The 25,722-nt window shown below is 52.1% G+C and carries 20 protein-coding genes; 13 read left to right on the top strand and 7 right to left on the bottom strand.

Features of this window, described 5'->3' with window-relative positions; genetic code table 11:
• Positions 1-36: 36 nt before the first annotated feature.
• The 6 genes from ACJJIW_RS05060 to gshB form a co-directional block, all read right to left on the bottom strand.
• A complete protein-coding gene (locus ACJJIW_RS05060; RefSeq protein ID WP_444926451.1) occupies positions 37-819 on the bottom strand; it encodes a uroporphyrinogen-III synthase in 783 nt (260 codons plus the stop codon).
• A gap of 1 nt (position 820) precedes the next feature.
• Positions 821-1,738, bottom strand: coding sequence for a hydroxymethylbilane synthase (hemC, locus tag ACJJIW_RS05055; RefSeq protein WP_444936817.1), 918 nt, complete (start codon positions 1,736-1,738; stop codon positions 821-823).
• Positions 1,739-1,815: 77 nt separating this feature from the next.
• Positions 1,816-2,238 (bottom strand): Holliday junction resolvase RuvX, encoded by a 423-nt coding sequence (gene ruvX / locus ACJJIW_RS05050; protein WP_413664071.1) that lies wholly within the window; start codon positions 2,236-2,238, stop codon positions 1,816-1,818.
• Positions 2,239-2,258: 20 nt separating this feature from the next.
• Positions 2,259-2,843 (bottom strand): YqgE/AlgH family protein, encoded by a 585-nt coding sequence (locus ACJJIW_RS05045; protein WP_282930307.1) that lies wholly within the window; start codon positions 2,841-2,843, stop codon positions 2,259-2,261.
• Between the two features lie 34 nt (positions 2,844-2,877).
• Positions 2,878-3,789 carry an energy transducer TonB gene (locus tag ACJJIW_RS05040; RefSeq protein ID WP_282930306.1) on the bottom strand — a complete coding sequence of 304 codons (912 nt, stop codon included), beginning with the start codon at positions 3,787-3,789 and terminating at the stop codon, positions 2,878-2,880.
• Positions 3,790-3,881: 92 nt separating this feature from the next.
• Positions 3,882-4,838, bottom strand: coding sequence for a glutathione synthase (gene gshB / locus ACJJIW_RS05035; RefSeq protein ID WP_444937350.1), 957 nt, complete (start codon positions 4,836-4,838; stop codon positions 3,882-3,884).
• 350 nt (positions 4,839-5,188) lie between these two features.
• On the opposite strand from gshB, the gene pilG reads away from it, so the two are divergent.
• The 6 genes from pilG to ACJJIW_RS05005 all read left to right on the top strand — a co-directional run bounded on the left by pilG (position 5,189) and on the right by ACJJIW_RS05005 (position 15,961).
• A complete protein-coding gene (gene pilG / locus ACJJIW_RS05030) occupies positions 5,189-5,584 on the top strand; it encodes a twitching motility response regulator PilG (protein WP_020413651.1) in 396 nt (131 codons plus the stop codon).
• 235 nt (positions 5,585-5,819) lie between these two features.
• Positions 5,820-6,182 (top strand): twitching motility response regulator PilH, encoded by a 363-nt coding sequence (pilH, locus tag ACJJIW_RS05025; protein ID WP_108731421.1) that lies wholly within the window; start codon positions 5,820-5,822, stop codon positions 6,180-6,182.
• Positions 6,183-6,198: 16 nt separating this feature from the next.
• On the top strand, positions 6,199-6,738 hold the full coding sequence (locus tag ACJJIW_RS05020) for a chemotaxis protein CheW (protein ID WP_282930305.1): 540 nt from the start codon (positions 6,199-6,201) through the stop codon (positions 6,736-6,738).
• A gap of 160 nt (positions 6,739-6,898) precedes the next feature.
• The gene (locus ACJJIW_RS05015; RefSeq protein ID WP_444936816.1) at positions 6,899-9,040 is read left to right on the top strand and encodes a methyl-accepting chemotaxis protein; all 2,142 of its coding nucleotides are present in this window, start codon (positions 6,899-6,901) and stop codon (positions 9,038-9,040) included.
• A 139-nt stretch (positions 9,041-9,179) separates the two neighbouring features.
• A complete protein-coding gene (locus ACJJIW_RS05010) occupies positions 9,180-15,446 on the top strand; it encodes a hybrid sensor histidine kinase/response regulator (protein ID WP_444936815.1) in 6,267 nt (2,088 codons plus the stop codon).
• Between the two features lie 35 nt (positions 15,447-15,481).
• Positions 15,482-15,961, top strand: coding sequence for a chemotaxis protein CheW (locus tag ACJJIW_RS05005; protein WP_282930302.1), 480 nt, complete (start codon positions 15,482-15,484; stop codon positions 15,959-15,961).
• 63 nt (positions 15,962-16,024) lie between these two features.
• On the opposite strand, the gene ACJJIW_RS05000 is transcribed toward ACJJIW_RS05005, so the two are convergent.
• Positions 16,025-18,685, bottom strand: a complete 2,661-nt coding sequence (locus tag ACJJIW_RS05000; protein ID WP_444936814.1) for a penicillin-binding protein 1A — start codon at positions 18,683-18,685, stop codon at positions 16,025-16,027.
• Positions 18,686-18,833: 148 nt separating this feature from the next.
• Between ACJJIW_RS05000 and ACJJIW_RS04995 the strand changes: the two genes are divergently transcribed.
• From ACJJIW_RS04995 to aroB, 7 genes are all read left to right on the top strand, one after another.
• Positions 18,834-19,910 carry a pilus assembly protein PilM gene (locus tag ACJJIW_RS04995; protein WP_444936813.1) on the top strand — a complete coding sequence of 359 codons (1,077 nt, stop codon included), beginning with the start codon at positions 18,834-18,836 and terminating at the stop codon, positions 19,908-19,910.
• 1 nt (position 19,911) lies between these two features.
• Positions 19,912-20,487 (top strand): PilN domain-containing protein, encoded by a 576-nt coding sequence (locus tag ACJJIW_RS04990; protein WP_282930300.1) that lies wholly within the window; start codon positions 19,912-19,914, stop codon positions 20,485-20,487.
• An 11-nt stretch (positions 20,488-20,498) separates the two neighbouring features.
• Positions 20,499-21,116, top strand: a complete 618-nt coding sequence (locus tag ACJJIW_RS04985; protein WP_282930299.1) for a type IV pilus inner membrane component PilO — start codon at positions 20,499-20,501, stop codon at positions 21,114-21,116.
• Positions 21,113-21,643, top strand: a complete 531-nt coding sequence (locus ACJJIW_RS04980; RefSeq protein WP_282930298.1) for a pilus assembly protein PilP — start codon at positions 21,113-21,115, stop codon at positions 21,641-21,643. The genes ACJJIW_RS04985 and ACJJIW_RS04980 overlap by 4 nt, the downstream gene beginning before the upstream one ends.
• Positions 21,643-23,841, top strand: a complete 2,199-nt coding sequence (locus ACJJIW_RS04975) for a type IV pilus secretin PilQ (RefSeq protein WP_444936812.1) — start codon at positions 21,643-21,645, stop codon at positions 23,839-23,841. Before ACJJIW_RS04980 ends, ACJJIW_RS04975 begins: the two co-directional genes overlap by 1 nt.
• Positions 23,841-24,362 carry a shikimate kinase AroK gene (aroK, locus tag ACJJIW_RS04970; protein WP_282934602.1) on the top strand — a complete coding sequence of 174 codons (522 nt, stop codon included), beginning with the start codon at positions 23,841-23,843 and terminating at the stop codon, positions 24,360-24,362. Before ACJJIW_RS04975 ends, aroK begins: the two co-directional genes overlap by 1 nt.
• A 67-nt stretch (positions 24,363-24,429) precedes the next feature.
• Positions 24,430-25,515, top strand: a complete 1,086-nt coding sequence (aroB, locus tag ACJJIW_RS04965) for a 3-dehydroquinate synthase (protein WP_282930296.1) — start codon at positions 24,430-24,432, stop codon at positions 25,513-25,515.
• The last annotated feature ends 207 nt before the right edge of the window (positions 25,516-25,722 follow it).

Below are 25,722 nucleotides of genomic sequence, written 5' to 3'. Positions count from 1 at the left end.
TTTTTAGCGCAAAGCGGTCGAGAATTCGATAGCAAATCAGCCGAGGGCTTTACGCAGTGTTTCCAGCATAGCGTTATCGCCGGCATTTAGCGCGCTATAGCAATGGGCAAAACCAAGCTCATTTGCCCGAGTGGCAACTCGTATACTCGGGCAGATAAGAGCGGTTTCAAAGAGTGTATTGCGGTTTATCTGGCGGATACAGGTAACCAGGTTATCGAGTGTTTCACCGCTGTGCACACTGATAATATCGGGTTGGAATTTATACTCAGCCAGGGAGGTTGCAGCCTCCGGTGGCAGCACTCTCCGATAGAGTTCGCAATAAGTTACTCGCGCACCCCTATCACTCAAGGTGTCGCCGATAAGAGGGCGGCCACCGGAGCCGCGAAAAATAAGAACTCTTTTCCCGTCCAACTGCTGTAACCAGGGTAGGCGCAGCAACTCCTCGGAGTTCATCGTATTGCCGCTTTGCTCGCAGGGTATACCGCGCTTCTCCAGGGCGCTTGCGGTTGCCGCGCCGATCGCCAAAAAGCGAGGTCCTTGGGGTAGTTGTGGCCAATAGTCTTCAAGCCAGTCTACGCCGTAGCGCACGGCGTTCTGGGAAACAAAGATCGCGACATCCGTTTGATCGAAATCGAGGATTGAGTTTTTTAAGGCCTGTATGGCAGCTTGATCCTCAATTGGCTCTATATCGAGCATGGGGATGTTATCTACCTCGGCCCCCAGGCCGCGCAGTAGCGCACACCAGTTATCAGCCTGCTGCGTTGGCCGCGTACTGAGAATACGTTTACCTTGCAGCAGGTCGGAGGTGAGATCGCTCATATCAGATAGCGGCGAGGATTTTATCGGCACCATCGGCCAGTAACTGTTCCGCGAGCTCAGTACCCAGGCGCTCTCCCTCAGCGGCAGGGCCACGACAGTCGGCATGTATCATGGTTTTGCCATCGGGACTGCCAACGAGTCCGCGCAACCACAGGGTGTCACCATCCAGCTCGGCATAGCAACCGATAGGCACTTGGCAGCCGCCGTTGAGGCGCTTAACCAGGGCGCGCTCCGCACTGAGTCGGGCTGCTGTTTCCGGACAGTGGAGCGGTTGGATCAAGGCTTCCAGTTCGCTATCGCGGCGCGACTCGATACCCACTGCGCCCTGTCCACCAGCGGGGAGCAGGGTGTCCGTTGCCAGGAAGCTGCGGATGCGTTCCGGCATTTCAAGTCGCAGCAGTCCGGCCGCAGCGAGGATGATTGCGTCGTAATCGCCGGCATCCAGCTTGGCCAGTCGAGTATTCACATTGCCCCGTAAAAAGGTGACTTTGAGGTCCGGGCGACGGGCAAGTAATTGGCATTGTCGGCGCAGGCTGGAAGTGCCGACTACTGCTCCCTCGGGCAGGTCATCAAGGCTGTCATAAATATTACTGACAAAGGCATCGCGGGGGTCTTCACGCTCGCAAATAATCGGCAGGTGAAGTCCTTCGGGGAATTCCATGGGGACATCTTTCATCGAGTGAACTGCGATGTCCGCACGGCCTTCGAGCATCGCCACTTCCAGTTCTTTAACGAACAGGCCTTTGCCGCCCACTTTGGTTAGTGGGATGTCCAAAACCTGGTCACCCCGGCTGGTGAGGGGCAGTAACTCGATAAGAAGTTTCGGATGCGCTTGTTGCAGGCGGTCTTTGACATAGTTGGCCTGCCACAGGGCCAAAGCACTCTGTCGGGTGGCAATGCGAATACGATCTATAGACATGCGGCTCAATCACTTATTGGTTGAAGCGGCCATTCTAACAGAGTCGCAATGCAGTGAGGCTCTCTGTAGCCGAGGGGCTAGCCCCTGGTGCGCAGCCAGTCTTCGAGAATTATCCGTGCGGCTATTGAGTCCACTGGGTCTTGTGCGTAGTTGCCACGATGTCCGCGTTCGTTGGCCTCTTCCTTGGCGGCTCGAGTGCTTAAACGCTCGTCGATCAGCTCTACCGGTAGTCCATAGCGACCGTGCAGGCGCTGGCTGAATTTTCGCGCACGCACGCCAAATTCACTTTCGCTGCCATCCATATTGAGGGGGAGGCCAACCAGTAAAAGGTGGGGCTGCCACTCTTTGATCAGGCCTTCGACGGAGTCCCAATTGGGCTTGCCATCTTTGGCGGGTAGTGGGGCCAGTTCCCGTGCTCCACCGGTAAGGCTCTGGCCGTAAGCTACGCCAATAGAGCGGGTTCCAAAGTCAAAAGCTAGCGCTGTGACGGGTTTATTCATAGGGGTCAGTAATTTTTCTGTTAGGCGTGGCCAGCTTGGGAGCCGAGGCCGGAAAGATCGATGCCGTGGCGGGCGGCGGCGCTTTGCCAGCGTTTTTCGACCGGTGTGGCGAATAGGGTTTCGGGCTCTGCCGGCAGTGTCAGCCAGGCGTTTTCTGTCAGCTCCTGCTCCAACTGACCGGGCCCCCAGCCCGCGTAGCCGAGGGCGAGTAGTACATCGTCAGGGCCGCGCCCTGCGGCGAGGGATTCGAGGATGTCCTTGGAGGCAGTCAGGCTGATATCTGAATTGATTTCGGTGGTAGAGTCGAAGTGCATGCCGGTGCCGTGCAGTACAAATCCCTGCTCTGGTGACATGGGACCGCCCAGTAGAACTGGTTCGTCACCGCGCAAGCTGAGATCCTCCAGAGACAGCTGCTCGAACACCTCGTGCCAGTGCACCTTACTGGGCATATTGATCACTATGCCCATGGCACCGTCGCTATTGTGCTCAACAATCAGTGCGATAGCGTGCTTGAAGCGCGGGTCCTCCATGCCGGGCATGGCCAGAAGGAATTGGCCGCGCAGGTTTCCGTGAGTCAGGTCGCTATCAATATTCGAATTCGGCATAGATCACTAATAAACCGCCAGTTGAAAGCCTATTTTAGCCTCGGCTGGGCAGATCCCCTGCAGAAGTAGTGAGTCCCCCGGTTCTTTCGAATTGCCAGGTCCGGATGATTTCCAGTCGGTCCACTTCGCTCTTTATCTCTGCTGGGAATGGGGCGAAAGGTGCAGCCAGTCGCACAATTTGTTGGGCCGCATCGTCGAGAATACGCTCACCAGAAGATTGAAGGATAACAACTTTTTCGACTGCTCCGGTGGGAAGTAGTCTAACCATCATTCGCAGTTCGCCACTAATTTGTTTCTCCAGGGCTTCTTCCGGGAAGTTATCGTTGCCAACAGCTTCTATTTTCTGGCGCCACTCATGTAAATATGCAGCATCTGCAGAAGCCCTGGTAGCTACAGAAGTTAGCCTGCGAACTCTGGGGCGCTCGGCAATAGTCTGGCGAATTTTATCGAGGCGCGCCTCTAAGCTGGCTATTCTTGGGTTACTCAGTGGCAGGTCATTGGGAGCATCGCCGCGTTTTTCCGTAGAAAACTTGTCTTCCGCTGAAAGTTCGGGAGCTTGAATCGGACTTTCACCAATTGTGGTAACTAATAGGCGTCGCTGTTCAGCTGGTCGTGCAGCTTGTTGTTGGGGTAACGGGTTTACTCGATGAATTTGCGTATCGGCAAACTCTGCACGGCGCTTAGTGGATAACTCTTTGGGAGAGTCAGCAGTACCACTGGCTAATTGGTTGTGTTGTGCCAAGTAATAGGCATCCTCAGGTGCTTGAGCGGAATTTTGCAGAGAAAGTGTTACTTCAAGCGTTGGCGGCGCCTGAGCCCCTTCCGGCTTGTTAATAACCAGCTTAAAGATAATTAGCACGTGCAGGGCGACGGCAAGAAATAATGAGAACACAAAGCGATCACGTTGTATTGCGTGAAGTTGTGTCGCGTTGGCAGAGGAATTCATTATCTATTATCAACTACTACTTATTCGGGCGTGTATATCACACAGCCTTGTACCCAGTGGTAAATCGCCCTGAGGGTTATCAAACACCCAGTTTACCTTTTTTGTGCCAACAGGTGTGTGATGCCGCTCATTAGTCGAGCTGCGATGTTTGTATTGTAAGCGGCATCGATTTCCCGTACACAGGTGGGACTGGTGACGTTAATTTCTGTTAGGTAGTCACCAATAACGTCCAGCCCGACAAATAACAGACCTTTTTCCTTCAAAGTAGGAGCGACTTGCTCAACGATCCAGCGGTCCCTATCGGTGAGGGGACGTGCTTCACCGCGTCCGCCGGCTGCAAGGTTGCCACGAGTTTCCCCCGCTTCCGGAATTCGCGCCAAGCAGTAGGGAATTGCTTCACCGTTAACGACCAGGATACGCTTATCCCCGTCTTTGATTTCGGGGATGTAGCGTTGCGCCATAATTTGCTGGCGGCCGTGATCGGTGAGCATTTCCAGAATCGCTCCCAGGTTGGCGCCGTCAGGTTTACAGTGGAAAATTCCTGCACCGCCCATACCATCTAAAGGTTTGAAAATGACATCTTGATGGGTTTGGTGGAATTCCCGCAGTTTGGTCATATCGCGGCTAACTAGAACCGGTGGGCAACACTGGGGGAAACTTGTCGCAAAAATTTTCTCATTGCAGTCGCGTAGTGCCTGGGGCTTGTTGACTACCGTTGCACCTTCGCGCTCTGCGGCTTCGAGAATATAAGTGGAATAAATATATTCATTATCAAAGGGGGGGTCGACACGCATCAGGATTACATCCAGGTCGCCGAGTGGCATTTCTCTAGACTCTCCCAGAGAAAACCAACGATTCGCATCGTCAAAAACCTGCATAGGGCAGCCGCGCCCAGTTGCGCGCCCATTCTCCAGGTAAAGATGGCTCTGCTCGAAATAAAACAGCTGGAAACCACAATCTTGTGCGGCTTGTAACAGTGCAAGCGTCGTATCTTTTTTAAAATTGATCTGGGCGATGGGGTCCATCACCACACCGAGGGAATAATTCATACGGGTTTCCAAATCGTTGGGTATTTCTATCCCAGTTATCACTGGTTTTGCTCCCAAATTTGTGGCCGCTACCAGCGTTGTTGGATAGATAAGGTAAGAGCAGCTTTGCGAAGGTGCAACCTTCTTAACGCAATACCTCCAATGAATGCATAAGTGGTGATAATTTGAACTGTGTCGCCTGCAGTGTGTCGACTCAGCTAGATTCGCCTGGGGTTCTGTGATAAAAGTTCGTCTCAGCGTGCGACCTTCGCCAGGCTAGGCGCCCGGACCCCGCAAGCGGTTTGAAAAAAGGGCGCAACTAAAGTTTTCGCGTGCCCGAAAATAAGTAAACAGGGGATTCAAAAAAGACTATGGAGCTTAACTGGGAAAGTCTGACTGTCATGGTGATCGACGACAGTAAGACAATTCGCCGCACTGCGGAGACGTTGCTGCAAAAGGCGGGCTGTACCGTGGTCACCGCGACAGACGGTTTTGATGCGTTAGCAAAAATCGCGGACTCCCGTCCGGATGTCATTTTTGTCGATATTATGATGCCGCGCCTGGATGGCTACCAAACATGTGCGTTAATAAAAAATAACAGCGAATTCCGCTCCACCCCTGTTGTAATGCTGTCGAGTAAGGATGGTTTGTTCGATAAGGCAAAAGGGCGTGTTGTTGGTTGCGATCAATATCTGACCAAACCTTTTAGTAAGAGCGAGCTGCTGGGTGCTATTTCCGCTCATGCCAAGCCGCACCATGCCGCATAAGCGGCTAACAGAAAAAGAAAATATAGATAACGGATTCCATTGTGGGCATTGTGCCCACAAGCTCGGTACCAAAATTTAATTAGAGTACAGATTTTCCGGTTGCTACAGGCCGATTAATTTTTGTACCCACACTATCGGTAGTCATAGTGCATTTCGGCACATGCTAGCGAGGATAATCACAACAAAAACCGCCGAGCGCAGTAGTTGTTGCCGAAAAGATGTCATGGGGGAAATGATGGCAAGAGTACTAATAGTTGATGACTCTCCTACAGAAACACATAAGCTGACAACCATTCTTGAAAAAAATGGCCACGCAGTAATCACCGCTCCCAACGGTGAAAGCGGAGTTGAAGTAGCCCGCGCCGAACGCCCCGATCTAATCCTGATGGATATTGTGATGCCGGGTCTCAACGGTTTCCAGGCCACCCGCCAATTGAGTAAAGACAGCAATACCGGCGAAATTCCGATCATTATGGTAACTACCAAAGATCAGGATACAGACCGTGTCTGGGGTATGCGCCAGGGAGCCAGGGCTTACCTGACCAAACCTGTCGATGAGAGTAAATTGCTGGATGCGATCGGGGAGGTGTTGGCCTAATAGCCAGCTGCGAAAAGTGCAGTCACAAACACCTTACTTAGCTCTGGTTGATATTGCACGGCGCGCCAAAGCGCAGGCCACCGGTCTGCCCGGCCGCCGGGAAATCAAACCCTACTGGACCGGTATCGGTTTCTCTCTTCTGGATAACCACTTTGTCGCCTCTATGGATGACGTTGTGGAATTGCTCGAAGTGCCACAGCACACCTTTATCCCCGGCGCTCAGCCTTGGGTAAAAGGCGTCTCTAATGTTCGTGGTCGCCTGCTTCCCCTTATTGATCTCGCTGCTTTTTATGGTGGCTACCTCTCAGGCCCGCGCCAGCAACGTCGTGTCTTGGTGCTCGAGAGGGATAAGACCTACGTGGGGCTTATCGTGGATAAATTGTTTGGGATGCAGCACTTGGCGTTTGAGTATGCCCGTGAGGCACCGACAGATTTGAGTGCACCATTTGCGCCAATGGTGCACGGCCAGTTTGTTTTACAGCAGCAACGTTGGCTCGTTCTCGATATGCGGGCACTGATCAACGATGCGCGTTTTATGGATGCAGCTTTACGCTGACTAATCCAGTTCTTTCTTTCCGGTAGCCGAGGGTGGCCGACCGGGTGGCCCGCAATTAGTGCAGGGATGTGCAGCACTGACTGAGGGGTCTTGTCATTAAAGCGTTAAAACTAAAGTGGTATTAAACCGGCCTAATGCAATGGCCCGCTAGGAGTAAATTATGAAACCAGGCTCCCAGAGTTCCTTTTCCGCGTTGCGCAGTAATCCTGCCGCGCTGGTATTAGGTCTACTGGTACTCGCCACGCTGGCGGGGCTTATTGTCAGTATTTATTTGGTACAGACTCGAGACGAGCAGGATAAACAATATCTGCAGCAAGTTGCCGAGTTGCGGGCCCTTTCCTATCAGGTAGTTTCCTATGCGCCGGCGGCTACTGCGGGTGACAGTGAGGCTTTCGCCGAACTGGAAAACGTTACCGAAGAAATGGCTACTGCCTGGAACCAGCTTCAGCGAATGGACGACAATAGTCGCCGTGCTCTGGGCGCGCAGCTGTCTGCTTACGACAAGGTTTGGCGCAGCTTGCGCGAGCAGGTTGACACGATTATCGGCAACCAGGAAACCATCGTATTTCTTAACGATATCGCTTCAACGCTGAGTGACTCGCTTCCTGAACTGCAGGCGGAGCACAACAATATTGTAGAAATTCTGCTGGCTAACAACGCCCCGGCAAATCAGGTGGAACAGGCCCAGTTACAGGTATGGCGTGCGGAGCGTATTGGTCGAAATATCGATAAAATGCTCCAAGGTGGTGATGATGCCGAAGCCGCCGCTGACCAGTTTAATACCGACGCCAGTCTTTTCGGTAAGGTGGTTGACGGCATGAAGAGCGGCGATGTGGTGATGGGGATTTCCCGTATTACTGATGAAGAGGCTCGCCACTCACTGGATGAAATTACTGAGCTGTTCGGCTTCGTAAGTACCTCCGTACGGGATATCTTCGAAGCAACTCCGGCCCTGTTTGCTACCCGCCAGGCCTCTGACGGCATTATCGCGTCATCTCCCCAGCTGATCGAAGCATTGAGTACGCTGAATGACCGAATCGTAAACCTTTCAGATGATCGCCAGCCCAACAACTTGACCATTGCTGCACTGGCTTTGGTCTTCGTATTGTTGATCTTCGGTATGATGGCGATGGCATTCTCCGGTACCCGCCGAAACCTGAAAAAAGAGGAAGATACCAACGAGCGTAACCAGCACGCGATTATGCAGCTGCTGGACGAGCTGGCCGACCTCGCCGACGGTGACTTGACCACCTCTGCAACGGTAACCGAAGCCTTTACTGGTGCGATTGCCGACTCCATTAACTTTACTATTGACCAGCTGCGTGTGCTGGTATCGCGGATTAATGGTGCTGCACAGGAAGTATCTGGCTTGTCCCAGGAAACCCAGCAGACTGCACTGCACTTGGCCGAGGCCTCTGAACACCAGGCGCAGGAGATCGCCGGAGCTTCCGCTGCGGTTAACGAAATGGCGGTCACCATTGACCAGGTATCTGCCAACGCCTCTGAATCTGCCCAGGTAGCCGAGCGCTCGGTACATATCGCAAGTAATGGCGCCAAGGTGGTACAGAACACCATCAAAGGCATGGATAACATCCGCGAGCAGATTCAGGATACCTCCAAGCGAATTAAGCGCCTGGGTGAATCCTCCCAGGAAATTGGCGATATCGTAAGTTTGATTAACGACATTGCCGACCAGACCAACATTCTTGCATTGAATGCCGCGATCCAGGCGAGTATGGCCGGTGATGCCGGCCGAGGCTTCGCGGTGGTTGCGGATGAGGTACAGCGACTTGCGGAGCGCTCTGCAGCTGCAACCAAGCAGATCGAAGGTCTGGTAAAAGCGATTCAGTCCGATACCAACGAGGCGGTAATCTCCATGGAACAAACCACCAGTGAGGTGGTACGTGGAGCTCGTCTGGCCCAGGATGCGGGTGTTGCACTGGAAGAAATTGAAAGTGTATCCAACAACCTGGCATCGTTGATTCAGAACATTTCTAACGCTGCTCGTCAGCAGGCTTCGTCTGCAGGCCACATTTCCAACACGATGAACGTGATTCAGGAAATTACCTCGCAGACTTCTGCGGGTACCCAAGCTACCGCCCAGTCCATTGGTAACTTGGCGCAAACTGCCAGCGCACTGCGCGAATCCGTTGCCGGTTTCAAACTTCCGCAAGAGGAAAGTGTTGAAAGCAACAGCGAGCTGTATGACGTGGAGTTGCCGGAAATGGATACAGATACTTTCGCTATTGAAGGTGAAGATACTCATTCATTGGAGTCCCGCGAAGACCGGGCCCTGGCCTAACCCACACAATAATGCCCGGCCATTATGAAAGTTGGCCGGGCGCAAAAGGGGCGCACGGAATTGCTTCCGATAAATCCGCGAGTTTTTCTCGCAGAAAACTGTAGCGCTTGAGTACTGAATAAATTATTGGGGACTTGGCGTGAGTCACGACAATCCGAACTTCATGGCCTTGGATTGGCTGATCGGTGAAATTAACGAGACTTTGGCACAAGCGCGCCAATTTCTTGAGACGTTCGCTGTAGAACCCGATACGGGTGCCTCTCTTCTGCAAAACAGCTTGTCGCTGGTGCACCAGGTGCACGGCAGCTTGCATATGGCACAGCTCAGTGGTGCCGCGATGTTAGCAGAAGAGATGGAGCAACTTATCCAGGCCCTAGCCACTGGTGCGGTTGAAAATACCGACGAGACGCGCGAATTTTTGATGCGCGCATTGCTGGAGTTGCCCCTTTACCTCGAAAAGGTTTCTTTTCAGCGTCGTGACAATGCCGTTCTCTTACTTCCCCTGATGAATGACTTGCGCGCAGTGCGCCGCGAGCGATTGATCAGTGAAGGAGCGCTTTTCTCGCCAGAACTGTCTTCATTGGCAATGGTGATTGGAAAGCGCCAGCCCCTCGTTGCCGATAGCGCCCGTTTAAATGACCTGGTCACCAAGTTGCGCAAGATGTATCACGTTGCGGCTGCGGGTCTGATCCGGGATGTAAACAGTGGCGAAAGCCTGGCTTACCTCACCAAAATTATTGAAAAAATGCAGCTGCTCTACAGTGGCAGCTGTCGCCAATCCCTGTGGGAAGTACTGTTCGGTATTTTGGAGGCGCTCGGCGAGCACCGTATTAATGTGCAGCCCGCACTGCGCCATTTACTGCGCAAGGTGGATATTGAATTCAGGTTGTTGCAGGGGCGTGGCGCAAAGGTATTGGATGCGCGCCTGGATCAGGACTTTCTGCGCAACCTACTTTTTTATGTCTACCTCGCCGGTCCGAATGGGCCGCACTGCGAGAAACTCTACCAGCGCTTCGCACTAGATAAGGCGGTTCCCGGTACGCCTCGCCCGGATACTGAAGACGTATTGGCGATGGGGCCAGAAGCCTTAGGCAGTGCAATTGCTGCAGTGCGCGATGAACTGCAGTTGGTGCGTGAAGCACTGGAGCCCAGTACAACTGATACAGAACAACCCTCGCTGTCTGACACTGCCGCAGTGGCCAAGCGTCTCGCGGATACACTCGGTATTTTGGGATTGGAGGCGCAGCGGGTTCGCGCTCGCAGTGTCTACGAAGACCTTCGCGACGCCTCCCGTGGTAGTGACGTTGAAGAGTACCTGATGCGTGCCGCCGGGGAATTGGTTCAGCTCGATTCAGCGCTTGCCGCCACTGTCGATCGCAATAAAAAAGTCGACGATGAGCAGCCCATTATGGGCGACGCCACTGACTCTGTATTACGCGAGGCCAGACTCGGTCTGGAAGCGGTAAAAGAAGCGGTCATGGAGTATGTGGCCAGCCACTGGGATATCAGTTACCTGAGCCGTGTGCCACAGCGTTTACAGGAAGTCTGTGGTGGTCTCGAAATGGTGGGTTACCAGCGAGCGGGTGAAATCATCTCCGCTTGCAACCGCTATATTGGCAGCTCCCTGATTGAGGCTGGAGAACAGCCCGAATGGACAATGCTGGATACTCTGGCAGATGCCATTACCAGTGTTGAATACTACCTGGAGCGTCGTGCGGAAGGTCTGGCTGATGCAGAAATGCTTTTGGCACTGGCTGAAGATAGCGTAGAGGCTTTGGGCGTTTCGCTGAAGATCGTCGACGAGAGTGAGGCCGACGCCAGTCTGGAAGCGCCCCCGATATCAGAACCCGAACTGCCAGATCTTATTGATTACGATTTAATCCCCGATGACGAAGCCACTGCGGTTTCTGACGAATCTCTGGACTCTCAAGCTGAAATAAATGCGGAAGAGTCATCTGCCATAACTTTGCAGCTGCCTGTCGATCAAGCAGATTCTGTTGTGGAGTCCGAGCTGGAAATCGATGGAGAGTCTGTTCCGGAGGAGTCTTGGTTCTCTGATGGGGCTCCTCAGGTTGAAGCTGCTCCGGTACTTGAAGTTGAAACTGGGATAGAGGCTCCTGAAGCTGAGGAAGCGCCTGCTGAGATTGCTGACTTCATTGAAGCTGCACCGATGGTAGAGTCTGCTGAGGCTGAGCCGGTTGCTGCAGTTGCAGAGGTCGCGGATACGACGGAGGAACTCGGTGATGACACTGAGAGCCTGATTGACGATGAAATTATCGAGATCTTCCTGGAAGAAGCCGGGGAAGTTCTTGCGCATATCAGTTGTTACTTCCCGGAGTGGGCTGCCAATTTTGCCAATCAGGATGCCCTGGTAGAGTTTCGTCGGGGCTTCCATACCCTGAAGGGGTCGGGCCGTATGGTCGAGGCCCTGGATATTGGTGAACTGGCCTGGTCTGTGGAGAATATGCTCAACCGGGTTATCGATGGCAGTGTGAAACCCGGGCCTGCCCATGTATACCTGATTGAGCAGGTGTATCAGAAGTTCCCCTCAATGATTGAGGCGTTTAAACACGGACAGAGCGACCCCGATCAGCAGCTTACCCTGCAGTTACAAGCTTGGGCTGAGCAGCTGAGTGCGGGAGAGATGCCCGCTGATCTGGAAGCCCAAAGTGCAGGCGGTGTCGCGGCAGTTGACGTTGTTGAGGACACCGGAGAAGACCTGGCTCAACTCTGGGAAATTTTTGCCCAGGAGGCAGAGACGCACCTCAATGTCGTAGATGAGTATCTGTTGGATATGCAGGCTGCCGCGCCTTTGTATGGTGTTCCCAGCGATCCAATGCACCGGGCACTCCACACACTAAAAGGCTCCGCACATATGGCGGAAGTCAAAGTGGTTGCCGAAATTATGGCGCCACTGGAGCGCTTCGCTAAAGAGCTGCGTATTTATCAGGTGCCTATCGATGCAGATATTTTTGATCTGATCAATGATAGCGCCACCTATGTGCGTGAAGTGCTGGAACAGATTCGCTCTTCAGAGCCTCTCGCAATAGAGAAATCGGAACAGTTTCTTGCTCGCGTTGCTGAATTGCAGGAGCGCTCTGTAGGTCACTTGATTCGCGAGCGCGAGGCGAATGAACCTCGCGCGGTCGATCCCCAGCTTCTCGAAGTCTTGATGGCTGATGGCATGCGGGTGCTGCTTGATGCAGACCAAATGCTGACTGAGTGGCGCGCCGACCCGGCAGATAAAAGTCGTGTTGTATTGGTCGCTGACGAACTCAATGTTCTGCAGGAGGCGGCCAGCCGGGCGCAGTTGTCGATCCTGGCCGAGCTCGCTGAGCTGTTGCTGAATGTTTATCGCAAAGTCCTTGCTGGTGATCTTGAGCAGGAGCCAGCGCTATGGGCCTCTCTTGAGCAGGGACACAACGAGCTACTTGATTTAATCGATGCAGTAGCAGCAGCACAAGACCTCCCTGAAGTCAGTGAAGCTGTGGAAGAGGCGCTTCGCTACCTGGCTCAGGGTGAGGAAACTAGCTCTTCAGCTGAAGATGATTACGACCTCAATGAACTGGGAATCGATAGCGAAGCACTGGCTATTGCCGAGCCTGAAGAGCAGGCGCCGGAGCCCACGGAAGTAACCGAGCTTCTGGTTTCAGATGCTTCCCCTGATGAGTGGATTGAGCCACCTGTATTACAGGTGTCGCACGATGGGGAATCTCTCGGTGGTGAGGCTGAGGATTCGGAAATTCCTCAATTGCAGGCCATAGAAGTTGAGGCCGCCGTTGAGGATGTCTCTCAATTTGAAGAACCCTTCTATGTACCGGAAGTTGAACCTGCTGGCGACCTGGTTATCGAGCAACCGGGTAGCGAGGTGTCATCACAGGATTCCGCTCAATCAGTCGATTTACAGAAGTTGCTGGCAGACATTGACCCGGATGTTGTCGATGTCTTTATGGAGGAGGCGGGAGATCTTACCGATGAGCTGGAGGAACTGATCCAGAGTTGGGAAGAGGAGCCGGAAGGTCGCGAGCAAGGTGAGGCCCTGAAGCGTGTATTGCACACCTTTAAAGGTGGTGCACGTATGGCTGGCCTAATGGGGCTGGGTGAAGTAGCTCACCGTTTTGAAACGGTGATCGAGGGCATGCGCGACAACGATCGGCCCTCCGCAGATTTCTTCGCCAATGCCCATGGTATCCACGATCGTCTCGCCGATGGAGTAGAGACAGTTCGCGCGTGGATGGCTGGTGAACAGCTTGATGCTTTTGTACAGCTGGTCAGCACCGATTGGGCGGATCAGAAACCGGCTAACTCGGCAGCTGCAGAAGTAGTTATTGAATCTGAAGCTCCAGGTGAACAACCTCAAGAAACTGTTCTCGTAGCGGATGCGGAACAAGGTGATGAAGTCACTGCGGCCGAGAGTACTCAGCCGGATACTGATGTAGTTGCTACGCAGCTACCCGAGATTGCTGTAGGTCAGGAAAGTGATAACGTTTTGCCGTTTATCCGCAAGGCCGGTAATGCAGAGCAGGAGGTAGCGGCACCGACCCGGAACCAGCCCCAGGAGATGGTGCGTGTCGCTGCTGAACTTCTGGAGGAGTTGGTAAACCTCGCCGGTGAGACTGCAATTTCCCGTGGTCGTCTTGAAGAGCAGATGAGTGAGTTCGGTCTCGCCCTGGACGAGATGGATGTGACGCTGGTGCGTCTCAACGAACAGCTGCGCCGCCTGGACCGCGAGACCGAAGCTCAGATCCTGTTCCGCCAGGAGCAGTTGGCAGAACAGGACGGCGACTTCGATCCGCTGGAAATGGACCGTTACTCGTCTATTCAGCAATTATCCCGTTCCCTGCTGGAGTCCACATCTGACTTGATGGAGCTGCGCTCCACCCTGAATAACAAGGCACGGGATACAGAGACCCTGTTGCTTCAGCAATCTCGAGTAAACACCGAATTGCAGGAAGGACTGATGCGCAGCCGCATGGTACCTTTCTCCCGTCTGGTACCGCGCCTGCGTCGCATCGTGCGCCAGGTAAGTGCTGAGCTGGGCAAGCAGGTCGAGTTGGGATTCTCCAACGTGGAAGGCGAGCTGGACAGGTCCATGTTGGAGCGTATGGTTGCTCCGCTGGAACATATGCTGCGCAACGCTGTGGACCACGGCATTGAAATGCCAGAGGAGCGTTTGGCTGCCGGCAAGTCTGAGCGTGGGCGTATTGATGTGGCGCTGAAAAGGGAGGGCAGTGAAGTTGTCCTCACCATCCGCGATGATGGTGCCGGTGTCAACTTGATCCGCGTAAGGGAAAAGGCGGTGGAAAATGGCCTGATGAGGCCGGATGCTGAGCTCTCGAATAATGAGATTCTTCAGTTCATTCTGCAGGCCGGTTTTACCACTGCAGAAAAAGTTACCCAGATCTCTGGCCGGGGTGTGGGCATGGACGTTGTATCCGCCGAGCTGAAGCAGATTGGTGGTAGCGTTCACATCAATTCAGAAGCAGGCGCAGGAACAGAATTTGTCGTTCGTCTGCCTTTCACAGTTTCGGTTAACCGCGCTTTGATGGTGCGAATTGGCGATGACCTGTTTGCACTGCCGCTGAATACCATCGAAGGTATTGTGCGCCTCAGCCCATTTGAGCTGGAGCACTACTATCGCTCAGATGATGCGCGTTTCGAATACGCGGGAGAACTCTATCAGGTTAGCTATTTCGGTACTCTGCTGAAGTCTGGTGCTCAACCCAAGCTCAGTGTCGATGATATGCAACTGCCCGTTTTGTTGGTGCGCTCGGAAGGGCACGCTATGGCATTACAGGTAGATGCCATTAAGGGCAGCCGCGAGATTGTAGTTAAAAGCCTCGGCCCGCAGTTCTCCGGGGTTCAAGGGGTATCAGGTGCAACGGTAACTGGTGATGGTAGCGTCGTGGTGATTCTCGACGCACACGCCCTGCTGCGTCGCCAGGCCACTCAGCTGGCAAGGCCGGAAGTGCCACAGCTTCAAATTCTGGAAGAGCCTGAAGTGCAGTCCGAGCAGGAGGCGCGCCAGCAGACCGTTATGGTTGTGGACGACTCGGTTACAGTGCGCAAGGTAACTACGCGCTTCCTGGAGCGAGAGGGCTATCTGGTTAGCACTGCAAAGGATGGTCAGGATGCGGTTATCCAGCTGCAAGATAAGATCCCGGATCTGATCTTGCTGGATATTGAGATGCCGCGTATGGATGGCTTCGAGGTTGCCCGCCATATTCGCTCCAGCAGCCGCCTGCGCGATATTCCTATCGTAATGATCACCTCGCGTACCGGTAATAAGCACCGCGATCACGCTATGTCCCTGGGAGTTAACCACTACCTGGGTAAGCCTTACCAGGAAGATGTACTGCTGGCGGCTATTCGTGAGTACGCGGATGCCGAAGCTGTCGGAAGCTGAGACGGCAAATATCAGGAATAATATAGAGATAGGCAATGAGTGAAGTTGAAGCGCTGCCGGTAGATGTCCCCCAGGAAGTGAGCAGCCTGTTATTGCCCCTTGAGCAGGGGCAGCTGCTGGTGCCGGTGGACAGCCTCTCAGAGGTTGTTGCAATGCAGACGCCGATGGCAGTTCAAGATGTACCCGAGTGGTATTTGGGAGATCTGATTTGGCGGGAACAGCGCCTGCCGGTGGTATCTTTTGAAGTGATGCGTGGTGGTGCCTTGGGAGCAGTTGCAGAAGAGGGGCGTATTGCGGTGCTGAGTACGGGAAATCCCGATGGTGAGCTGCCGTATTTTGCATTGCTCTTGCGCGGCACTCCGCGCCTGGTACGGGTTACCCCTGAGGAGTTGGCACTGCGAGAGCAGCCGCTAAGCCCTGGAGAGTTAATGCATGTGGCGCTTTCTGGTGAGGAGGCGGTTATTCCCGACCTGCAGGGATTAGAGCGGGCCTGCTTGCGCTATCGCAGTGACTGAGTTGTTTTGCGATGTATCACCAAAAAAGGGGCCTGAGGCCCCTTTTTTGATTGGGCTGTTCGCTTAGAACAGCTCTTCCGGTAAAGAATCTTCCCGGCCATCCTGGCTGGGCATATCCATATCGTCATCGGTGTATCGGTTGCGATATGGGTTATACACTTCGCGGCCCGGCACCCGGTTGGTTCTGAATATCTCAAACATGCCGCCGTAAGAGGTGCGTAAGCCATTTTGAGGGTTGATGCGTACCGTAACTATGCCATCTGGTTGAGCCAGGTGGCGCTCGGGAAGACCTTCGAGGGCACTGCTCATAAAATCGATCCAGATAGGCAGGGCGGCTGAGCCACCGTATTCATTTTTACCCAGTTCGCCATAGGAATCGAAGCCAACCCAGGCACTGGTTGCCAGGTAGGGGCTGTAACCCGAGAACCACGCATCCCGTGGACCATTGGTGGTTCCGGTCTTTCCGGCAATATCACCGCGCTTCATCGCCAGAGCGCGGCGCCCGGTACCCTTTTTGATAACATCCTTGAGCATCGAATCCATTATGTATGCCGTCTCTGCGGACATGGCTCGCGGAGCGCGAGGACGCGCTTGGCTCTTGCTCGGGTTGAGGGGGCCAACGGGCAGTACGTGTAGCTCTGCTGGCTCTTCACCTTGATCGACCCCTTGTCCTTCCAGCTGTAATTCCGCGAGATCGACGGGTTCAGCGGACAGAGTTTCAGAGCCTGTGCCTGGCTCGGGACAGTTATCGCATACAGTGAGAGGCAGTGCCTGATACAGGACTTCGCCATTAACATCCAATACCTGGTCAACCAGGTAGGGCTCCACTCGGTAGCCACCATTGGCGAAGGCGGCATAGCCTCGCACCATCTCCAAGGGCGTGAGAGCGGAGCTACCTAGAGCAATGGTCAGGTTGCGGGCGAGCTTGCTGCGCTCAAACCCAAAGCCTTCGACAAAGCCCAGGGCGTAGTCCAGTCCTAGGGATTGCAGCAACCGGATTGAGACCATATTGCGGGACTTGTACAACGCCATACGCAGGCGGGTTGGGCCGAGGAAGGTCCCCCCGTCATTTTCAGGCCGCCATACATCTTGCAGGTTGGTTTCCTCAAAGATAATCGGGGCATCATTGATAATGCTCGCCGCTGTATATCCGCGCTCGATCGCCGAGGCGTAAATAAAGGGCTTGAAGCTGGAGCCGGGTTGCCGGGCAGCCTGAGTGGCCCGATTGAAGTGGCTCTGGCGGAAGTCATAACCACCGACAAGGGCGCGGATAGCCCCATCTTCGGGCTCAATAGATACCAGGGCGCCCTGTGCTTCCGGGACCTGGGCTAGAACCCACTCTTCGGTCACCTGGGGTTCAGCAGGCTTGGTATCACCGCTCTCTGGATCCGCAAACGGATCGGCCTGAAGGGGCTCATCTACAGCAGTGGCGATCATCTCGCTACTGGAGTTGCTCTCTTTCTTTTCCTTAACGACCTTGCGCAGCCGAATAACATCTCCGGGCGCAAACATTTTTTCAGCGGACTGAAGGCGAGCGCCCCGAGCGCTCTCAGAAATATAGGGCCTGATAGAACTGAGCCCATTGCTCCAAGGCAATTCAATTACGCGCCTATCTCTCAGTTGAACTTGAAGTTTCTTGGGTTCTACTGCGGTGACAACGCCGGGTTCCAAACCGCCGAGAATCGGAATCTCGTTGAGTAAATCGATAAGTTGGTCGCTATCTTGCAGCAATTCTGGTGCAAGACGCTGTTCTGGGCCACGATAGCCGTGGCGCGCATCATAGGTTTCCAGACCATGCTGAAGCGCATTGCGAGCCGACTCCTGCAGGCGACTGTCTACCGTTGTTATGACCTGGTAGCCGTCGGTATAAGCGTTGTCGCCAAAGAGGTCTACCGCCTCCTTCCGTGCCATCTCGGCGATATAGGGCGCATCCAGGTCGAGGTCGCGGCTGTGATAGCTGGCTGTTACTGGCGCAGTGATAGATTGGTTATATTGATCCTGGTTGATATAGCCGAGATCGAGCATCCGCATCAGGATCCAGTTGCGGCGCACCAAGGCTCGGGAGGGGTTGGCGAGAGGGTTGAAGGTTGATGGCGCTTTGGGGAGTCCCGCCATCATAGCCCACTGAGCCAGGTTCAGATCCTTGATATCTTTGCCGTAATACACCTGAGCTGCAGCCTGGAAACCATAGGCGCGGTTTCCAAGGAAGATCTTATTGATGTAAAGGGCGAGGATCTCGTCCTTGGTCAGCTCTTGCTCGATTTGCAGCGATAGCAAAATTTCATTGAACTTGCGCACAAAACGCTGCTCTCGACTGAGAAAGAAGTTGCGCGCCACCTGCATTGTCAGTGTACTACCACCAGACTGGATAGAGCCGGTCTTAATCAGCTGCGAGGCCGCCCGCATCAAACCTTTGATGGAAACACCATTGTGGGAGTAAAAGCTTGCATCCTCAGCGGCGAGAATCGCTTTGATAAAGGGTTCTGGCGTTTGCTCGATCGTGATAGGGTTGCGCCGCTTTTCACCGAACTCACCGATTAGCTTCATATCCCGTGAGTAGACCCTAAGAGGGGTTTGTAAGCGGATATCGCGGAGGCTCTCCACTGAGGGCAACCCCGGTTTGAGGTAGAGATAGATACTGGCCAGGGCCATTGCTGTAGCGGCTACACCGGCAAGGCCGAGCCAAAGCAGTGCGAGCAGACGATTGCGGGCTTTTACGGTCATGAAACTGCTTCTGTGTACTTCATCAAAGTGATTAGGTGAATAATTATACGAATATTGTGCGCTATTACCTATGCAAATGCAGGTTGAAGCGTTAATTTAAAGTGCTATAACATCAAACCCTCATAACCCACGGAAAAGATAAGAAAAAATGGGAATTTTCCCTTTTCTGAGCAAAGGCCCCAAGGCCATGTTGGGACTCGATATTAGCTCTACTGCGGTCAAGTTGCTGGAGCTAAGTCGCAACGGCGACAAATATCGTGTCGAAAGTTACGCCGTGGAACCTCTCCCACCCAATGCTGTAGTTGATAAGAATATCAATGATGTGGGGGCGACGGCTGAGGCTATTCGCAAAGTTGTACGACGCTCCAAGACACGCTTGCGAGAAGCGGCCGTTGCGGTGTCTGGATCAGCAGTGATTACCAAGACCCTCGAAATGCCAGCGGACCTTACTGATGATGATTTAGAGTCTCAGATTGCTGCTGAAGCTGACCAGTATATTCCCTATCCACTTGAAGAAGTCAGCCTGGACTTTGAGGTGCAGGGGCCTTCTGAAAAAGGGGAAGGCCAAATGGAGGTCCTGCTCGCGGCGTGCCGTACAGAAAATATTGAGCAGCGGATCTCAGCGTTGGGAGAGGCGGAGCTGGAACCCGGTGTAGTGGATGTTGAGGCATACGCTATTGAGCGCACTTACACGCTACTGGAAGATCAACTTCCCCCGCAAGAGCAACTGGTAGTTGCGGTAATCGATATTGGGGCGACGATGAGTGCCTTGTCGGTTCTTGTGGATGGCAAAACGGTGTATACCCGTGAACAACTCTTTGGAGGGCGCCAGCTTACCGATGAGATTCAACGTCGTTATGGCCTTTCAGCTGAAGAGGCGAGCCTAGCAAAACGCCAGGGGGGGAGCGGGCTGCCCGATGATTATTTCGCTGAGGTATTGGAGCCGTTCCGCGATGCAGTAGTGCAACAGGTAACCCGGTCCTTGCAGTTTTTCTATTCCTCTACTTCATATAGTGATGTTGACCATATCCTTCTAGGAGGTGGGGTTGCCGCTATGGAGGGGATTGGGGAGCTGATTAGTGAGAAATTGGGCCGCCCTACCTTAGTTGCTAATCCATTCCTGAAAATGAGTGTGTCTTCACGGGTAAATCGCCAGGCGTTAGCAAATGAGGCCCCCTCATTGATGATTGCCACTGGTTTGGCGATGAGGGAGAAGGATTACTGATATGGCAAAGATTAACCTTCTGCCTTGGCGCCAAGAGTATCGCGCACAAAAGCAAAAAGAATTTCAGCAAATAATAGTCGTGGTTGTTCTTATAGTGGCCGCTGCTGTATTTGGCTGGATGAAGACTGTCGATGCACAAATAGTCGACCAAAATGCAGATAACCAGATTCTGAAGAACAGGATTAAAGAGCTAGATATTCAGGTAAGAGAGATTAAGGATCTCAAGAAACGCCGGCAGGAGCTGATTGACCGTATGCGGGTGATCCAGGAGTTGCAAGGGAACAGGCCTCTTTCTGTGCGTTATTTTGATGAAATAGTACAAGCTACTCCAGAGGGACTATGGCTTAATTCAATTGAGCGGAAGGGGAAAAAGCTATCTATTTCGGGTGTGGCAGAGTCTAATAATCGTGTTTCTTCCTTTATGCGGAATCTTGACCAGTCTGATTGGTATGAGTCGCCGGCTTTAGCTGGAGTTACCGCGAGCCCAAGATTTGGTGAACAAGCAAGTTCTTTCAAATTGACGGTTAACGTTACCGGCAGAAAGCAGGATGAAGAACAAGGCACTGAGAAAAAATAAGGGATCGGACCATGGCATTGGCAGAAACGCTAAAGCAGATAAACGAGCTTGATCTCAGTGATATCGAGCTCTCCCGTATGGGAGTTTGGCCCCTACCTGGACGCATAGCACTACTAATTATTGTGTCGGCGGTGATTACGGGCCTCGGTTATTACGCTTTGATTAATGAGCGCTATAGACAACTGGAACTTGCAGAGAGTAAAGAGCAGCAACTGTTTAAACAGTTTGAGAGTAAGCAAAAGCAGGCTGCTAATTTGGATGCCTATCGAGCTCAATTAAAAGAAATGAATCTAACTTTTGGAGCATTGCTTGAACAGCTTCCTAAAGATACTGAAGTGCCAGGACTTCTTGAAGATATTGATGAATATGGTCGTGGAAGTGGCCTAACGATTAATGATATTGACCTGCAGAGAGAGCGGGTTGGAGAATTCTATGTGGAATTGCCAATCCAGATATCTGTTAAAGGTGGATACCATGAATTTGGAGCTTTTGTCAGTGGTATTGCGGGTATGCCCCGAATAGTGACTTTACACGATTTTAAGATCGTAAATGATAAAGAAGGCGGTTTGCTCAGTATGACGATTAACGCCAAGACCTATCGTTATAAAGATCAGGGTGAAGAGGGATGATTAAAAACCTCGCGATTGTAGCCGCCTTTTTAGTCATTGCCGGGTGTGATTCCAGCTCTGACTATACCGAGTTGCGCGACCGCATGGCTAAAGTGGAGAGTCGACCAAAGGGGCAAATTGAACCTATTCCTACATTTACTCCATACAGCCCATATATTTACGCTGCTGCTGCGCAAAGAAGTCCTTTTACTCGCCCTGTTCTTGAGTCTGAGCAACGGATAGTTGGGCGCAGGCTTGATATTGCTCCGGACTTAACTCGCCAACGAGAGTTGCTGGAAGGAGTTAGCATCGATGCAATATCGATGGTCGGAAGTTTGTCCCAGGATGGTCAGATCTGGGCCTTGATTAATGATGGTGCCGGAGGGATTCACCGTATTACGGTTGGTAACTATCTTGGAAAAAATCATGGCCGAGTGGTAAATGCCACTAATGCACAGCTAGATATTTTAGAAATTATCCCGGATGGTACCGGAGGCTGGATTGAACGGCCACGGGCACTGACGTTGGAAGAGAGGGACAACGGATAATGAACATTAAGCAGTTCGCCTTTTTTATGGCTCGACTCCAACTGATTCTGGTTGGTCTATCAATGCTTTCGGTCGCGCATGCTCAAATAAACCAGCTTAATGATATTCAGTTTGCTGAACTTCCTGGGAGCCGAGTCCAACTTCGGCTGACTTTTAGTGAGGCTCCCCCGGAGCCGACAGGCTATACAATAGAGCAGCCTGCTAGAATCGTTTTAGATTTTGCTGGGGTTGAAAGTGCGCTCCCGCAAAAAAAATACTCTCTTGGAATTGGTGCCGCTCGAAGTGCCGTGATAGTTTCTGGTGAAGACCGCACGCGCCTGATAGTGAACCTTGATGAGCTACCGGTGTACTCAAGTGAGCGCCAGGGTAATCAGTTGGTGATGGAAATAGGGTCTGAAACTTCAGAAAATGAGGTTCAGGTTATTAATCAGGTTGCAAATGCAAATGCAAATGCACATGACAGTGGTTTGGATTTAGGTGGGGAAAAACAGTTTCAATCTGCAGGTAATGTAGCCGTAAACAATGTAGATTTTCGTAGAGGCGAGGAGGGTGAGGGTAAGGTCATCGTTAGCCTGACTGACCCTGCGGTAAACATTGATGTTGAACGCACAAACGGAAAAATCTATTTAACCTTTCTTGGGGCAGGGCTGCCAGAAGGTTTACGCCAGAGACTGGACGTCACGGATTTTGCTACCCCCGTAAGCTCAATTACTGTGGATTATGATGGCCGTAATACGGTTATCTCTGTAGATCCAAGTGATATTGAATACGATTATTTGGCCTATCAAGCAGATACTGAATATGTGCTTAGCGTCAAACCTCTTTCCGCTCAAGAAATTCGGGAGAAAGAAAAAGAATTTCAGTTTGATGGAAAGAAGCTGTCTCTTAATTTCCAGGACATCGAAGTTCGTTCAGTTCTACAGGTCATTGCAGATTTTACTGATCTTAATTTAGTGGCGAGTGATACTGTTCAGGGGCGAATTACACTTCGGCTGGATGGAGTACCCTGGGATCAAGCCCTGGCTCTAATTCTGAAAGCCAAAGGTTTGGATAAGCGTCAGGAAGGCAGTGTTATTATGGTTGCTCCAGCAGCGGAAATAGCTGAGAGAGAGCGCCAAGAATTGGAGACTCGCAAGCAGTTAGAAGAGTTAGCCCCGCTGAGAACGGAGTATATTAGTGTTCGTTATGCCGATGCGGGAGAGCTATTCGAGCTTTTTTCTGGAAGGCAGAATAGTGGATCCAGCCAAGGAGGATTTGCTGGTGGCGGCACTAGTAACAGTTCCGCAAATACTCCAACTATGTTGTCTTCTCGTGGCAGTGCAATTGTAGACGAGCGTACAAACACTATCATTCTAACTGATACCGAAGATAAGATTGCTCAGTTCCGAGAGTTGATCGAAGTAATTGATATCCCTATTCGTCAGGTAATGATTGAAGCCCGAATTGTTACTGCTACTAGCGACTTCCAGCGTGAATTGGGTGTGCAGTGGGATTTTGTAGATGGAACTGATGTAAATGATAGTACTTATGGTGTGGGCGCTGGCGGTGTTTCTCTAGATGAAGATCAAGCATTGGGAAGCTTGAGTGGAGGAGACTTTGATCCGCTCCTAGTCGATCTGGGGGTGGCTAACCCAGCAGGTAGTATTGCTTATGCAATACTGAAAAATGATTTTTACCTTGGATTGGAGTTGTCAGCCCTAGAGGACAGTGGGTTGGCCGAAGTAGTCTCCCAGCCTAAAGTTGTCACTGGAGATAAACAAGAAGCCAATATTCAGTCTGGTGTTGAGATTCCCTATCAGGAAACTACCTCTTCTGGAGCTGCTTCAATTACTTTCCGGGAGGCGGTATTAGAGCTGAATGTGACCCCTCAAATCACTCCAGACAACAATATTATTATGTCTTTAAATATTGAGCAGAATAGTATTGGAGAATATGTCAGTGTGGGGGATGGCGAGGTTCCCTCGATTAATATCAATACCTTAGCTACGAAGGTACTGGTTCGCAATGGAGAAACAATTGTTCTCGGTGGTATTTTTGAAGGTACCGTCGTAGAGAGTGAAACAAAAGTTCCTTTGTTGGGAGATATCCCTTATGTCGGTAACTTGTTTAAGAAGACTATACGCACGGACGATAAACGTGAGATCCTGATGTTTATCACACCGCGTATTCTTGAAGACGAGGCTTTCTACTCTAAGTGATCACCCGCTCTATTTTCCTGGTCGGCCCCATGGGGGCCGGCAAGTCTACGATCGGCAGGTTGTTGGCAGCGCAATTGCAGCTGCCTTTTGCCGATACCGACAAAGTGCTGGAAGAGCGCACTGGTGCGGATATTCCCTGGATTTTTGATGTAGAAGGCGAAGCCGGATTTCGCCGTCGTGAGAGTGAAATATTGGAAGAGCTCTGCCAGGGTGAGTGCCAGGTTATCGGTACCGGTGGCGGAATAGTTTTGCTCGAGGAGAATCGACGCCAGCTACAAAAATATGGCCATGTAGTTTATTTGCAGGCCAATATCGATCAGCTTCTGGAGCGTACTTCAAAGAATACCAATCGCCCGTTGCTTCGTGTACCCAACCCCCGTCAGCGTATTGCGGAAATTTTGCAGGAGCGCGAACCTCTGTATCGTGAGGTTGCAGATATTATTTGCGACACCAATGACCTCTCCCCCAAACAAGCATCCCTCCTGGTCGCAGAACACTTAGGCAGCCTGCTGTCCGATTAGTCCCAAGCGTCTGTGCTAAAGTGCGTCTCACTTCTGTTGAGATAAGCACTAGGGGATTGAGAGCAGTATGCAAAGCCTTAACGTAGAACTCGGCGAGCGTAGTTATCCGATAATTATTGGTTCAGGTTTGCTCGGTGACGCGCAATATATCCTCCCTTACATTAAAGGCCGGCAAGTTTGCATTGTTACCAATGAAACTATTGCTCCTTTTTATTTGGCGACATTATTGGAAGGGCTAAAAGGGCTCGATAAAGTGGATGTTGTCGAGCTTCCCGATGGTGAAGCTTTTAAATCACTCGACACAGTGAATCGAATTTTTGATGTGCTGCTGGAAAAGCGTCACAACCGCACTACGACACTAATCGCGTTGGGCGGTGGTGTCGTTGGAGATATGTGCGGTTTTGCTGCAGCCTGTTATCAGCGCGGGGTTAACTTTATTCAGGTACCGACTACCCTGCTGTCTTTGGTTGACTCCTCTGTTGGGGGAAAGACCGGCGTTAATCATCCTCTTGGTAAAAATATGATTGGCGCCTTCCACCAGCCCCGCCTTGTCCTTGCGGATACCGATACCCTTGCCACATTGCCTGCACGTGAATTTTCCGCAGGCCTCGCCGAGGTCATTAAATACGGATTGATCTGTGACAGCCCATTCTTCGAATGGATCGAGGAGAATTTACAAAAGTTACTAACGCGGGAGCCCGCAGCACTGGCTTACGCTATTGAGCGCTGTTGCGCCGACAAGGCGGATGTTGTTGCCAGTGATGAGCGCGAGAGTGGTCGTAGGGCGATACTGAATCTTGGCCATACCTTCGGCCACGCTATTGAGGCAGTCCAGGGGTATGGCAGTTGGTTACACGGTGAGGCCGTTGCCGCCGGCATGGTTATGGCGTTGGAGTTATCCAGATTGCGCGGAGATATCGATGCAGAGCTGGTGGAGCGGTTGCGAGTGATGCTAGAGGCGGCTGATTTGCCGCAGCAGGCACCGGAAGGTATGACAACCGATGAATTCCTCCAAGTAATGCAGGTGGATAAGAAGGTGTTGGACGGAAAATTGCGTTTGGTACTGCTAAAGGCGCTGGGAGAAGCAATTATTGTCGATGATACCCCTAGAAAAATGATTATAAATGCACTGAAAAACTGTGGTGCTGAGTGATAACCCTGCTCTTATTGTCTTAAAAATAGGATTGAGTACCAGAAAGATTGACTGCTAGAAGATAAGTTTGGTTTTGTTTGATTTGACAGACTAATACACTGCTAAAAGTTGAAAATGTAGTGTTGGGCAAGTAATATTGCGCCCCCCCGAAAGGAAAGGCGGGGCAAAAAACCGCCAATAACAACAAAAAAAGCCCCAGCAGAGGGC

This window comes from Microbulbifer maximicatervae (SeqCode), from assembly GCF_052467815.1.
Note: the sequence above shows the minus strand (reverse complement) of the source record. Positions and strands in the feature narration are given on the sequence as shown.

What these genes read in the sequence shown, in the direction of transcription:
- ACJJIW_RS05060 (WP_444926451.1), bottom strand. Translation starts at nt 819, where the DNA reads ATGAGCGATCTCACCTCCGACCTGCTGCAAGGTAAACGTATTCTCAGT.
- hemC (WP_444936817.1), bottom strand. Translation starts at nt 1,738, where the DNA reads ATGTCTATAGATCGTATTCGCATTGCCACCCGACAGAGTGCTTTGGCC.
- ruvX (WP_413664071.1), bottom strand. Translation starts at nt 2,238, where the DNA reads ATGAATAAACCCGTCACAGCGCTAGCTTTTGACTTTGGAACCCGCTCT.
- ACJJIW_RS05045 (WP_282930307.1), bottom strand. Translation starts at nt 2,843, where the DNA reads ATGCCGAATTCGAATATTGATAGCGACCTGACTCACGGAAACCTGCGC.
- ACJJIW_RS05040 (WP_282930306.1), bottom strand. Translation starts at nt 3,789, where the DNA reads ATGAATTCCTCTGCCAACGCGACACAACTTCACGCAATACAACGTGAT.
- gshB (WP_444937350.1), bottom strand. Translation starts at nt 4,838, where the DNA reads ATGAATTATTCCCTCGGTGTGGTGATGGACCCCATCGCCCAGATCAAT.
- pilG (WP_020413651.1), top strand. Translation starts at nt 5,189, where the DNA reads ATGGAGCTTAACTGGGAAAGTCTGACTGTCATGGTGATCGACGACAGT.
- pilH (WP_108731421.1), top strand. Translation starts at nt 5,820, where the DNA reads ATGGCAAGAGTACTAATAGTTGATGACTCTCCTACAGAAACACATAAG.
- ACJJIW_RS05015 (WP_444936816.1), top strand. Translation starts at nt 6,899, where the DNA reads ATGAAACCAGGCTCCCAGAGTTCCTTTTCCGCGTTGCGCAGTAATCCT.
- ACJJIW_RS05005 (WP_282930302.1), top strand. Translation starts at nt 15,482, where the DNA reads ATGAGTGAAGTTGAAGCGCTGCCGGTAGATGTCCCCCAGGAAGTGAGC.
- ACJJIW_RS05000 (WP_444936814.1), bottom strand. Translation starts at nt 18,685, where the DNA reads ATGACCGTAAAAGCCCGCAATCGTCTGCTCGCACTGCTTTGGCTCGGC.
- ACJJIW_RS04995 (WP_444936813.1), top strand. Translation starts at nt 18,834, where the DNA reads ATGGGAATTTTCCCTTTTCTGAGCAAAGGCCCCAAGGCCATGTTGGGA.
- ACJJIW_RS04990 (WP_282930300.1), top strand. Translation starts at nt 19,912, where the DNA reads ATGGCAAAGATTAACCTTCTGCCTTGGCGCCAAGAGTATCGCGCACAA.
- ACJJIW_RS04985 (WP_282930299.1), top strand. Translation starts at nt 20,499, where the DNA reads ATGGCATTGGCAGAAACGCTAAAGCAGATAAACGAGCTTGATCTCAGT.
- ACJJIW_RS04980 (WP_282930298.1), top strand. Translation starts at nt 21,113, where the DNA reads ATGATTAAAAACCTCGCGATTGTAGCCGCCTTTTTAGTCATTGCCGGG.
- ACJJIW_RS04975 (WP_444936812.1), top strand. Translation starts at nt 21,643, where the DNA reads ATGAACATTAAGCAGTTCGCCTTTTTTATGGCTCGACTCCAACTGATT.
- aroB (WP_282930296.1), top strand. Translation starts at nt 24,430, where the DNA reads ATGCAAAGCCTTAACGTAGAACTCGGCGAGCGTAGTTATCCGATAATT.